Consider the following 12619-nt stretch of genomic DNA (forward strand, 5'->3'; position numbering starts at 1 on the left):
CCGATGGAATGGTTGTGAGCGGATTGCGCCTGACATACTACCGAGATAAAATCCTATTAAGCAAAAAGCCAGTAAAGGGATAGGAGCAACGCGATGACTGCGAACGAACAGGTTCAGAGCCCGCGCGGCTCGCGCAACACCAAACAGCGTGCGGTGGTGCTCGATGCGGTGCGCTCGCTGCACAATCACCCGACGTCGGCGGACATATACGACGTGGTTCATCGCGATCACCCCAACGTGTCCCGCGCCACCGTGTACCGCAACTTGAGCGTGTTGTCGGATCGCGGGGAGGTCTTGCGCATCCCCGTGCCGAATGCGGCGGACCGCTACGATTTCCGCTGCGACGACCATTTTCATGCGAAGTGCAGCCGTTGCGGCGGCGTTTTCGATATCGAAACGGAAGGGGTTGATCCCCTTGCGCGCATCGTGAACGACTATGGCTTCAAAGTAACGGGTTTTGACCTGGCGTTTTCCGGCGTGTGCCCCGATTGTCGCCGCGATAGCGGGGAATAGCTCGTCTTGCGTCGGCGCACAGGACCCTGCTTGACCTGCGCGTCCCCGGGCATTCGGGTTGAATCGGATGCGCAAGACGGCGGTCGGTAGGGAATCCGTTTCCGTTCGCGTAAGCGGCGTGGAAACCAGAAGGGCCGCTCCGTTCCGCGTAGAAATCGTGCAGGGCGGAATGCCGTTGGAAAATCGTAGTTTAGATGCCGCGCCGCGCGTGGTATACTCGTTTGGCTTATGGGAAGGTCCCATAAGCATTGGTAATGTAGGCCCCCGAGACATGTTTGTTGCACTGCTTAAAAGGGAGCATCTCCTGCAAGCGAACATGGTTTATGTAGCAATCATTCATGACGAAGGGTCCCCGGCAAAGTATGGAAGGGGTCCGTTTTGACCGACATCAAGAACACGTCCGTCATCGACTTCGAGGACATCTCCAACGATCAGATGAACCAGATGATCGACGGCACGCTGACCGAGTTCGACGAGGGCGACCTGGTCAACGGCACGGTTGTCAAGATCGAGCATGACGAGGTGCTGGTGGACATCGGATTCAAGTCCGAGGGCGTTGTGCCCGTCCGCGAGCTGTCCATCCGCAAGGACGCCGATCCGTCCGAGATCGTCAATCTCGGCGACGAGATCGAGGCTCTGGTCCTGCAGAAGGAGGACAAGGACGGCCGTCTGATCCTGTCCAAGAAGCGTGCCGAGTACGAGCGCGCATGGATCAGCGTCGAGGAGAAGTTCAAGGCTGGCGAGACCGTCACCGGCGAGGTTATCGAGGTTGTCAAGGGCGGCCTGATCCTGGACATCGGCCTGCGCGGCTTCCTGCCTGCGTCTTTGGTCGACCTGCGTCGCGTCAAGGACCTGGACATGTACCTGCACACCGAGATCGAGGCCCGCGTCATCGAGATGGACCGCAACCGCAACAACGTTGTCCTGTCCCGTCGCGTGCTGCTTGAGGAAGGCCGCAAGAACGAGCGCGCCGAGATCCTCTCCAAGCTGTCCAAGGGCATGCGCCTCAAGGGCACGGTTTCCAGCATCGTCGACTTCGGCGCCTTCGTTGACCTGGGCGGCATCGACGGTCTGGTCCACATCTCCGAGCTGTCCTGGAACCACGTCAACCATCCGTCCGAGGTCGTCAAGGTCGGCGACGAGGTCGAGGTCGAGGTTCTGGACGTCGATCTGCAGCGCGAGCGCATCTCCCTGGGTCTGAAGCAGACCACCGAGGATCCGTGGATCAAGCTGGTCGAGAGCTACCCGGTCGGCTCCATCGTCGACGGCAAGGTCACCAAGACCGTTCCGTTCGGCGCCTTCGTCGAGCTGGGCCAGTCCATCGAGGGTCTGGTGCACATCTCCGAGATGGCCATGCGTCACATCGACACGCCTGCACAGGTCGTCAAGCCCGGCGACATGGTCAAGGTCAAGGTCATGGAGATCAACCCCGATCGTCGTCGCATCAGCCTGTCCATGAAGGCTGCTGCTGCTGAGATGGGCTTCGAGATCCCCGTGGACGAGTCCATCCAGGTTGAGGAGAAGCCGGCTAAGAAGCGCGAGAAGAAGGCCGACAAGCCCGCTGAAGAGCAGGCTGAATAGGCTGACCTAAGCCTCAAGCTTCAAGCAACCGCTTAGCATCTGCAAGGCCCTCGGCACATGCCGGGGGCCTTGTTGTGTCTGAGGGCTGCCGAAGGATCCCCAAGGCTGGGACTGCAGGGCGACAAGGTATTCGGTTGATGCTGTAGCTTTGATGCCGTATCTTTGCGCGACAATAGGCATCCTTCTCCTAGGCGCGAGAAATGCCGGCAAAGCTACAGCATATTTGCCTTTAACGCGACTTCATCGTTCACGGTTATCGGAAACCTTAAGGGTCGGAAAACGGTTGCGATGAGCATGAATCAAGCAGGAGGCGTGCGTTAAGGGCCTATCATCAGCGCTTGTCCCTTAACGCAGATCGGGCCGCAATCGCGATGCATTGATTCGCATACGATTGCGGCCCGAAATCGTTCGGTTTGAGCGCGTGTCGACTTAGATGCGTCTACTCCTGCGGGTGCTCTCCAAGGCTGTTGGCTATGTTGGTGGCAATGGAGGCAACGGCTGCCTGCTGGGCTGCGATGGCCTTCGAGGTTGCGGCCTCCATAGGCGTTTCGGCATGCGCCACCTGGTCGCCTTCCTTATGCTCGGGTAGAAGGCTTCCGATAGCGTCGTGAACCATGTCGATATAAGCCTGCGCGCCTTCCGAGGACAAGTGCGTGCCGTCACCATCGAACCAGGTGCCGTGCGATGCGCTCAGGCTGTACCAATCGATGACCTGCACGTTGCTGTAACGCTCGGCAGCGCGATCAAGTGCAGCGTTCGTCTCCGCCATCCAGCTTTGCGGGCTGCGGGTGTTCACGAAGAACACGTGCTTGTCGGTGCCCACCACGCCAAGCAGGTCGTCCAGCTGCTCGTCGGTGGCCTGCCCGTTCGTTCCCAGGGCGAACACCACCACGTCGCCCACGATATCCTGCTCGGCATAGGAGCGGTACACTTCCTCGCCAACGGTGAGCTGGCGGTTCACGGCGGCATCGATGGCGCCGTAGGGGAACGTTTCGGTGAAGTTGGGGATGGCGCGCACCGATACCGAGTCGCCGATCATGAGCACATCGAGCTTGGGTTTCTCGGCTGCAGCGGAGGTGCCCGATGCGTCTGCGGGCAGGCCTGCAACATGCGCCGATTCGTCCTTCAGCAGATCGCCGCCTTCAAGTGCGGAGGTGTCGGGCACGAAGATCAGCCCGCCGATGCAGACGATGGTGAGCACGGAGGCCGCAGCTGTGGGCAGGGCATGGGTGCGGAGCCAATCGGCAAGCAGGATCTGCCCGCTGCGCACGTCGCCCACGAACTTCCCGATGGCTCCATGGCGGATGGGGTCTTCCACGAACTTGTAGGAGAACCATGAGATGGCGAAGATGATGGCAAGCTCCACCAGGTACATCCACCACGGGGTGCCGTCGATGTTGCTGCGCGGGTTCATAAGCAGAAGGATAGGGTAGTGCCACAGGTACATGCCGTAGGAGTGCAGGCCGATCCACACGAGCGGTTTTGCGGCGAACACCTTCGCCAACAGGCTAGACGGGTGCACGATGACGGCGATGATGACCATGGTGATCACGGAGGCGAGCAGGATGCCGCCGCGGTACATGAACGCCGACGTGCCCTCGATGCCCGCCATCATGGCCACCAAGCCTATGAGCGCGATACCGCCTACGGCGTCGAGCGCCAGCCGCACGTTGCGGTCCAGGTGGATCTCGTTGTTCGCACCGAGCTGGTTCGACGGCCATACGAAGGCAAGCCATGCGCCGATGAGCAGGCTGAATGCGCGGGTGTCGGTTCCGTAGTACACGCGCGAGGGGTCGGCATCGGGATTGAACAGAAGCGCCATCTCAAGCGCGGATGCCAGTGCGAGCACGAAGGTGGCGTTGCGCATATGGCTGCGCTTCACGCCGAACTTGTGCGCAAGGATGAGCACCACGGGCCAAACCACGTAGAACTGCTCCTCGATGGCCAGCGACCAGAAATGCGTGACGGGGCTGGGCGCGCCCAGCGCGTCGAAGTAGGATACGTCGCGCAGGATATACCACCAGTTGGTAACCCAGCAAAGCGCAGCCCACATGTCCTCGCGCAGCTTCGTGAGCAGGCTGTGGTCGAACAGCGTGCAGAGCACGGCGGTGCATATGATGACGAAGGCGATGGCGGGGAACAGGCGTTTCACGCGGCGCAGCCAGAATTGGGGCAAGTTGATGGTGCCCGTGGAATCCCATTCGATAAGCAGCAGGCTGGTGATGAGGTAGCCTGACAGCACGAAGAACACGGTGACGCCGAGCAGGCCGCCGGGTATCCAGGCCATACCCATGTGATAGGCGATGACGCCGAGCACGGCAAGCGCGCGCAGGCCGTCGAGGGCGGGGATATAGCGCGATTTCTTGCGCTGGGGTTGTTCCGGGTTCCGAGGTGCGCTTGCGTTGCGCGACGATGCGCCGTCGTGACGGCTGCCCGTTGCGGTGCTTGCGCGACGGGTAGAGCGCGATGGGGCGGATGAACCGCTTGCGGCGTGGCCGTGCGTGCCGGAACGTTGTTGAGCGTACGTGTTGTGTGCGGGGGCCGCGTAGCCGCTTCGCGAACGATTGCGTGTGTGGCTCCCAGCCGGCGTTTCCGGCATGATGCTTCCCTTCTCATCTGCTGCGCTCCCTTGATCCGCAGCACATCGCCCCAGTATACCAGTGCCGCCTACCGTAACCTGTCGGCAAATGATGGCATGTGCCGTGTGTTTCGGCCGTGCGGTGCGTGTATCATAGTATGAAGATATGCGTGAAGGGAACGTGGCGATGCCGACAAAGGAGGCAGGCATGGGTATGAAGAAGCTGTTCGTCATCGGCGGCATGGGCGCCGGCAAATCGACGGCCCGCAAGGTTCTGGCCGAGCAGGGCGTCCCGTTTATCGATCTTGACAAGGTCGGGCATGACGTGCTGCTGTGGGATACGGTCAAGGCCGATCTGGTAGAGGCGTTCGGTGCCGATATCCTGGGCTCTGACGGCCAGATCGTGCGCTCGAAGGTGGCGGCGAAGGCTTTCGCCACGCCGGCGGAGACGCGCAAGCTCAACCGCATCACCATGCCGCGCATCGAGGAGGCGTTCACCGACCAGCTCGACGAGCTTGAGCGCCAGGGAAACAAGGCCGTGGTGGTCGAGTACTCCGTCTTCAAGAACCGCCAGGTGTCCATGGCAAACGGCGCCGATGTGGTCATCGCCGTGCTCGCTCCGCTTGACGACCGCATTGCCCGCGCCGTCGCAAGCGGCTGGGACGAGGAGGACGTGCGCCGCCGCATCGCGCGTCAAATCGGCGATGCAGATCGCATCGAGCAGGCCGATGTGGTGTTCAACAACGACGGCACGCCCGAGCAGCTGCGCGAGCATGTCGAGCAGTGGTGGCGCGAATACAGCAAAACGCTTGACTAACGCGATCGTGTGCTAAGCATACCGGCATGAGCATCGCGGGCCCCTGCGGCGCTGCGCGCCCGATTTCGATCGGGCGCGCTGTGCGGCGGGGGCTTTTTGCGTTACCCGTATTCGCAAACCGAAAAACGTACACTTGTTCTTTTCAATTCGGCGTGCTAGACTTCGAGCACTGAACGAAGGGAAGCGCCTGCGGAGGACGTGATTGCATATGAGCAGCCATCTGAAGAACATCGAGGGTATGGCAATGGAGGGCAAGCTGCCCGAAGTGCGCCTCGCGAACACGCCGTTTCGCGTGGTCAGCCCATATGAGCCTTCAGGCGATCAGCCGCAGGCGATCGAAAAGCTGGCCCAAGGCGTTGAGGACGGGCTGCGTTATCAAACGCTGCTGGGCGTCACTGGCTCGGGCAAAACGTTTACCATGGCGAAAACCATCGAGGCGGTGCAGCGGCCTACGCTTGTCATGGCGCCGAACAAGACGCTTGCCGCCCAGCTTGCAGGCGAGCTGAAGGAGTTCTTCCCCGATAACGCGGTGGTGTATTTCGTCAGCTACTACGATTACTACCAGCCTGAGGCCTACGTGCCCTCGTCTGACACGTTCATCGAGAAGGACGCCTCCATCAACGAAGAGGTTGAGAAGCTGCGTCACGCGGCCACTAGCGCACTGCTGTCCAGGCGCGATGTTATCGTGGTTGCTTCGGTAAGCTGCATCTACGGTATCGGCAGCCCTATGGATTATGCGGGCATGGCCGTGTTCGTCGACAAACAAAAGGAGACCGATCGCGACCAGATGATCCATGATCTTATCGACATCCAATACGATCGCAACGATTATGAGCTGAAGCGCGGCACGTTCCGCGTGCGTGGAGACAATCTGGACGTGTTCCCGCCGTATGCCGACAATCCGGTGCGCGTGGAATTCTGGGGCGATGAAATAGAGCAGATCTCGGAGATAGACAACGTCACGGGCGAGGTTTTGCAAACCTACGAGGCGCTGCCCATCTGGCCGGCCTCCCATTACGTGACGGCGCGCCCGAAGATGGAGCACGCCATCAAAACCATCCAAGAAGAGCTGCGTGGACGCCTGCAGCAGTTCAAGGAAGAGGGCAAGCTGCTTGAGGCCCAGCGGTTGGAGATGCGCGTGAACTACGATCTTGAGATGTTGGAAACCATGGGGTTTTGCAGCGGCATCGAGAACTACTCGCGGCATCTTGATGGGCGTGAGCCCGGAGAACCTCCTTACACGCTGATCGATTACTTCCCGGATGATTTCCTGTGCATCATCGACGAGAGTCATGTGACGGTGCCTCAAATCCGCGGCATGCATGAAGGAGACCGCAGCCGCAAGATCACCCTTACCGAGCACGGGTTCAGGTTGCCAAGCTGCTTGGATAACCGCCCGTTGCGTTTCGACGAGTTCGAGGAGCGCGTGCCGCAGTTCGTCTACGTATCGGCAACGCCCGGCGATTATGAGCTGAAGGTTAGCCAGCAGCAAGTGGAGCAGATCATCCGCCCAACCGGCTTGTTGGACCCCGAGATCATCGTGCGCGGCAGTGCAAGCCAGATCGACGACATCATCGACGAGGCGAAGGAGCGCGCCGATCGCAACGAGCGCGTGCTTATAACCACGCTCACGAAGAAGATGGCCGAGGACTTGACCGATCACCTTTTGGACCGTGGTATACGTGCCCGCTACATGCATAGCGATATCGGCACGCTTGAACGCGTGGATATCCTGCGTGATCTGCGTTTGGGCAAGTTCGATGTGCTGGTGGGAATCAATTTGCTTCGCGAGGGCTTAGACCTTCCGGAAGTGACGCTGGTCGCCATCCTCGATGCCGACAAGGAAGGCTTCCTGCGAAACCAGCGCAGCCTGATCCAAACCATCGGCCGTGCGGCGCGCAACGCTAACGGCCAGGTAATCATGTATGCCGATAAGACAACCGATTCCATGGACCTGGCCATCACCGAGACGCGCCGTCGTCGCAGGATCCAGATGGAATACAACGAAGAGCACGGCATCACGCCCAAAACGGTCACGAAAGCGGTCGTCGACATTATGAGCTACGTGCATGGGGAAATGGGCGACGTGTCGTCCGAGCAGGTGAACATGCAGCTTGCCGAGCTATCGCGCGAAGAGGTGCTGCGCGTCATCTCCAGCATGGAAGAGGACATGGCCGAGGCGTCGCGCAACATGGACTTCGAGGAGGCGGCTCGCTTGCGAGACGAGGTGGTGCGCCTGCGCGCCGGTGTGGAAGGCGAAAGCGAGGCGGATGTGCTCAAGGACCTGAAGAAGAGCGCGCGCAAAGGCAGCGCATTCGGCAATCGCAAGAACGCGGCGTACGGCAGCTCTCGCAGGTCGTAAAGCTAGCTGCGGTTATTTGCCGATCGTGGGTTGATGGGGCGATTGCGGCGGCTTGCTTTGCCGGCGCGGGGTGCTGGCAAAGCAAGCATGCCTCGCATGCTGCGGTGCAGATGATAGCGGCAGCGGCTGCGTAGCGCTTGCTTGCACCGGTAATTTGCGTAGGGCGATCGCATGCTGCGCTTGGCGGTGGCGGTTTGCGGCTTGCGCAGGGCGGGGGATGTTGCGTATGGGCGGCAGCTTGCAGCCTTGCAGCGTTGTCGCCGCATTCGGTCTATTCGGAAACGTTTTGGTTCAGGCTGCCGGTGCGATAGCCGTCGGCGTCGATGGTCACGTAGGCAAACCCTGCATCGTGTATGCGCTCGGATAGATCGGTGGATATCAGCGCGTCCATAAGCGCTGCTCGCTGCTCGGGGGCGGCCTCGATACGTGCAAGGTTCCCATGCGCGCGACAACGGACCTGATGAAATCCTGCGTTCATCAAGGCATCTTCGGCGCATTCGACGGATCGAAGCTTTTCGATGGTGATGGTCTCGTTATAGGGGATGCGGCTTGCAAGGCACGCGTAAGAAGGTTTGTCCCAGGTTGGAAGGCCGAGCTTGCGGGACAGGGCGCGAACGTCGGCTTTCGATAAGCCTGCAGCCAGCAATGGGCTGTCCACCTTTAACTCGCCAAGCGCTTTGAGCCCGGGGCGGTAATCGCCTAGGTCGCTGGTATTGGTGCCTTCGGCCACGTATGGTATTCCCAGACGCGCCGCCTGGTCCATGATGCGGGCGAACAATGCGCTTTTGCAAAAGTAGCATCGGTCTACGGGGTTCTCCGCGAAGCCTGGTATGGACAAGGCGTCAATGTCCATCACCATGTGGCGGATGCCGCGTTCGGTGCAAAATTCGCTTGCTTCGCGGATCTCTCGCGCGGGAATCATTTGCGCGCGAGCGGTGATGGCAACGGCATTGTCGCCTAGCACATCGGCGGCAACGCTCAACAGCAGGGTGGAGTCCACACCGCCGGAAAACGCTACGGCAACTGCCCCCAGTTTCGCCAGGTGCTCCTTCAGGGCCTTGTGCTTTTCGGAAAGCTCAGCGGGCAGCGGGGCGGTGGTATCGGTGCTCATGAACGGCCTTTCGCGTTGCGGATGATTGCATTACGCACGCTAGCACATCAAGTAAGCTTCAGGTTTTGCTGAACGCGGAGATTTCGCGTTTACAGCATATCGGTGAAGCGCAGGTTCATGTCGACGGGGGTGGAGATCCCCGCCACGCTTCCGGTGTTGCTGTACTGCCAAAGCACGAAGTCGAATTGGCCGGAAGGCTGCAGCGCGTTGTATTCGGCAAACCAGATGGGGCGGTTGCCTAGGCTATCCAAGTTCATGCGGGCGATATCCACTTTGTTGCCGTATGCCATGGAGCGGTACCCCGCCTGCTCAACGCGTTGGCAGAACGCTAGCGCGGCTGCTGTGAGGGTGTCGCGGTCCACGTTGTTCCCGCGTGCGTTCACCGTTGTATCCTTCTCATGGTCGAAGGTTATGGGAAGGTCGAGTTTGCGGCCGTCAAGTTGGCTTAGCACGAAGTCGGCCTCTTCTTGCGCCTCTTCGGCGCTGGTGGCTTGCGAGTAGAAGTACACGCCGGTCTGAAGGCCCGCGTCGGTTGCTCCGGTAAGGTTCTCGTCTAAGCGGGCGTCCGCAAACAGCCCGCCTTCGGTGGTGCCGCGGTAGCCGGCTCGCACGAAGGCGAACTGGATCCCATCGTTTGCAACCTGCTTCCAATCGATGACGCCTTGCATCTCGGACACGTCGATTCCCGTTTGCGACTTTTCGACCCCGTTCTCGGAGTATGAGAACCTGCCGTTTTGCTGGGAGAGCCCAGAGAAATCGTAGGGGCTGACATAGGGCTGCCTCGTATTGGCCGAGCGGGAGGTTTCTTCCTGTGATGAGCCGTTGAGCAGCGCCGATGTCGCGTTGCATGCCGATACGCCGACGACAATGAGCGCAAGCGCGAACACAAGGATGACAATCGGCTTGCGGGCGCTGGCGTTGCGACGCGGGCGCTGTTGAGGGTGAGTCGATCCGGACCGCATGGATGCGTTGCGCGTCGACGGAGAGGTGCGGGATCGTGCAGATGCGTTGCCCATCGGTGTTGAGGCCTGGGGATTCGTGGACGCATTGCGCGTTGATGATGAGGTTCGGGCTGATCGCCCGTTGCGATGCTGAGTATTCATAAGCTCTATGGTAGCAAACGGTATCGCGTGCAGAGCGCCCGTCCATGGTATGAGCGCGGGGTCTCCAGATGCCGTTCAAAGTGATTTCCAGCCGCTGACGCGCGTTAATGCCGTTAACTCAAATGATACTAACTTACTTCTAATATGCTCATCACATTGTTGGTTTTAGCCTGATGCGCACGCTCTTGCAGGCGTTATCGCGCGTGATCTTGAGATGGTTGCGCGCTTATGCAAGCAAGCAGGCGAACGTCTCGTTGGGGAAGCGGGACGCGATAAGGTGAGGATGGGAAGCTACGATGATGGTTTCGACAAGGGGGCGCTATGCCCTGAGGCTTATGATCGATATCGCCAAGCAGGGGGAGGCGGGTTCGCTTGTCACCATGAGACAAGCCGCGCAACGTCAGGGGCTTTCCGTTAAATATCTTGAGCAGCTTGGCGGCGCGCTCGTGCGCGCCGATGTGCTGAAGAGCATCCGCGGCGTGAGCGGCGGATACTATCTGGCTCGATCCGCCGACCAGATCCGCATCGGCGATGTGCTGCGCGCCACGGAAGGCTCGTGCATGCCGGTTGCATGCATCGATAACGAGGGGAAATGCGATAACGCGGAGGGATGCGAGGCCCGCGGATTCTGGCATGGCATGGGGGCTGCGATCAATGCTTACATCGATCGCGTCACGCTTGCCGATGTGCTGGAAGGGAATGTAGGGGCGTAGCGGATTTACCGAGCGCGGAAAGCGCCGTTGACGATCGGTTCCCGTAAACGCACCGGGCCGCAGCTTACACGCTGAGGCCCGGTGCGTTCGCTTTGCCATAGCTGCTTCGTTTCGTGTTCGTACGCAACAATTGAGCGGTTTCACCACGCAGGCGATTTCGTCCCATTGCGAACGTGAGCTCTCCATTTTGCCATAGCCATCGTCCGGGTCGTTGATGCCTAACGGGAAAACGTATCGAGCCGCTGTCTTAACGACGGCGGCTCGATGTGCGCCCGGCGTCTTTCGGCTGCCGGGCGCATGATGTCTACGCTATTCCTCGTCAAGCGCGGTCTGCTTGATGCGGGCGGCAAGGTCGGCGCCGCGGTCGCCGAACAGAAGCGCGCTGTTGTGCTTGAAGAAGCGCTCGCTTCCGTGGGTGTTGATAAACGCCATGCTGTAGCGGTTCGCGGAGAGGTCGGTGATGAGCAGCAGCATCTCCTGGCCCTCGCCAAATGCCTGCTCGGCGAACGCCAGCGCCCGGTCAAGTGCCTGCTCGCCCTGCTCGACGCGGCTCTCAAGCCCGCCGAGCATCTTGGAGAACGCTTCCTTGACCTGGTCGAACGTAAGCGACCCGGTTTGCGCTCCCAGGTGCTGCGCCTGCTGCAGCATGTCGATGGCGCGCTCGTAGGAGCGATACTTCTGCTCGGACAAAAGCCCGCTTGCGCGGTCGGTACGCAGCAAGCGGCGCACCTCGGCCTCCTGCGCGCGCACCTCCTCGGTGGCGTCGGCTGCGCCCGCGGCTTCAAGCTTGTCGCGCATGGCCGCCAGGCGCGGGTGCGCGAACTCCACGGCGCCTTCCTCGAGCACCGCTTCGCGCAGCACGCCTGCAAGCGCGTCGGAGAGCAGGCCCACTACCGACACGCGCTCGTCGAAGGGCGCCTCCTGCGCGCGCTCGACCACTTCGGGGCCGGCCGTGCCTGCAAGCACGCGGTCCACCTGATAGTCGGCGCGATATTTCGTGAACAGGTCGTAGTACACGGCGAAGCGCTTGGCAATCTGGGGCGCCTGCACGTATTGGCCGATGAGCACCTCGTCGACGGGCAGGTCCTGCGCCTCGTAGAGCCTGATGGCGCTCGACAGGTCGTCCCAACCGCGTGCCGTGACGAATTCCTTGCCGTCCGGCGTGGTTTCCAGATGGTAGAAGTGGTCCTGCTCGACGTCAAGGTAGGTGATAACCGCCGGATGCACGCCGTGGCCGAGCGCGTATTCGCGCCATGCCTGGAAGTCGGGCTCCACGTCAAGGCGCTTCAAGCGGTCCCACGTTGCCAGGTCGAAGTCGCGCGCCGTGCGGTTGTACTCGGGCGGGTTGCCGGCAGTTACCACGATCCAGCCCTCGGGAACCTTGTGGCGGCCGAACACCTTGTACTGCAGGAACTGCAACATGGCGGGCGTGAGCGTTTCCGACACGCAGTTGATCTCGTCGAGGAACAGGATGCCCTCGCGATGCCCCGTCTGCTCGATGGCATCGTAGACCGCGGCGATGATCTCGCTCATGGTGTATTCGGACACGTCGTAGGTTTTCCCGCCGTATTCCTTCTGGGCGATGAACGGCAGGCCCAGCGCGCTTTGGCGCGTGTGGTGGGTCATGGAGTAGGAAACGAATCCCACCTCAAGCTCCTGGGCGATCTGCTCGACGATGGCGGTTTTGCCGATGCCGGGCGCGCCTAGCAGGAAGATGGGGCGCTGACGCTGCGGCGGCAGGGCGTAGCCGCCGAACTCGTCTTTGGCGAAATACGCCTGCATGGTGTACTTGATCTGCTGTTTCGCCTGTTGGATATCCATGGCTGCTCCTTGCTCGATGG

The 12619-nt window shown here is 60.7% G+C and carries 9 protein-coding genes; 5 read left to right on the forward strand and 4 right to left on the reverse strand.

The window, feature by feature from the left end:
* The first annotated feature begins 93 nt into the window (after nt 1-93).
* Together Q0D52_RS02870 and rpsA are read left to right on the forward strand one after the other, a co-directional pair.
* Nucleotides 94-513 (forward strand): Fur family transcriptional regulator, encoded by a 420-nt coding sequence (locus tag Q0D52_RS02870; RefSeq protein WP_294360388.1) that lies wholly within the window; start codon nt 94-96, stop codon nt 511-513.
* A 378-nt stretch (nt 514-891) separates the two neighbouring features.
* Entirely contained in the window at nt 892-2094 is a 1203-nt protein-coding gene (gene rpsA / locus Q0D52_RS02875; RefSeq protein ID WP_294380011.1) for a 30S ribosomal protein S1, read from the forward strand.
* Between the two features lie 439 nt (nt 2095-2533).
* Here the strand turns inward: rpsA and Q0D52_RS02880 are convergent, their stop codons facing one another.
* Nucleotides 2534-4693, reverse strand: a complete 2160-nt coding sequence (locus Q0D52_RS02880; protein ID WP_294380012.1) for an acyltransferase family protein — start codon at nt 4691-4693, stop codon at nt 2534-2536.
* Between the two features lie 187 nt (nt 4694-4880).
* Here Q0D52_RS02880 and coaE point away from each other — a divergent pair, with 187 nt between their 5' ends.
* Both coaE and uvrB read left to right on the forward strand, forming a co-directional pair.
* The gene (gene coaE / locus Q0D52_RS02885) at nt 4881-5489 is read left to right on the forward strand and encodes a dephospho-CoA kinase (RefSeq protein WP_294163845.1); all 609 of its coding nucleotides are present in this window, start codon (nt 4881-4883) and stop codon (nt 5487-5489) included.
* 238 nt (nt 5490-5727) lie between these two features.
* Entirely contained in the window at nt 5728-7851 is a 2124-nt protein-coding gene (gene uvrB / locus Q0D52_RS02890) for an excinuclease ABC subunit UvrB (protein ID WP_294380187.1), read from the forward strand.
* A gap of 271 nt (nt 7852-8122) precedes the next feature.
* Here the strand turns inward: uvrB and larE are convergent, their stop codons facing one another.
* On the reverse strand, nt 8123-8962 hold the full coding sequence (gene larE, locus Q0D52_RS02895; RefSeq protein WP_294380013.1) for an ATP-dependent sacrificial sulfur transferase LarE: 840 nt from the start codon (nt 8960-8962) through the stop codon (nt 8123-8125).
* An 89-nt stretch (nt 8963-9051) separates the two neighbouring features.
* A complete protein-coding gene (locus tag Q0D52_RS02900; RefSeq protein ID WP_294380014.1) occupies nt 9052-9924 on the reverse strand; it encodes a glycoside hydrolase family 25 protein in 873 nt (290 codons plus the stop codon).
* Between the two features lie 437 nt (nt 9925-10361).
* On the opposite strand from Q0D52_RS02900, the gene Q0D52_RS02905 reads away from it, so the two are divergent.
* Entirely contained in the window at nt 10362-10778 is a 417-nt protein-coding gene (locus Q0D52_RS02905) for an Rrf2 family transcriptional regulator (protein WP_294380015.1), read from the forward strand.
* Nucleotides 10779-11087: 309 nt separating this feature from the next.
* Here the strand turns inward: Q0D52_RS02905 and Q0D52_RS02910 are convergent, their stop codons facing one another.
* Complete coding sequence (locus Q0D52_RS02910) at nt 11088-12599, reverse strand: MoxR family ATPase (protein ID WP_294380016.1); 1512 nt, start codon at nt 12597-12599, stop codon at nt 11088-11090.
* Nucleotides 12600-12619 lie beyond the last annotated feature (20 nt).

The sequence above is a fragment of the uncultured Senegalimassilia sp. genome (genome assembly GCF_934630535.1).
Lineage (GTDB): Bacteria > Actinomycetota > Coriobacteriia > Coriobacteriales > Eggerthellaceae > Senegalimassilia.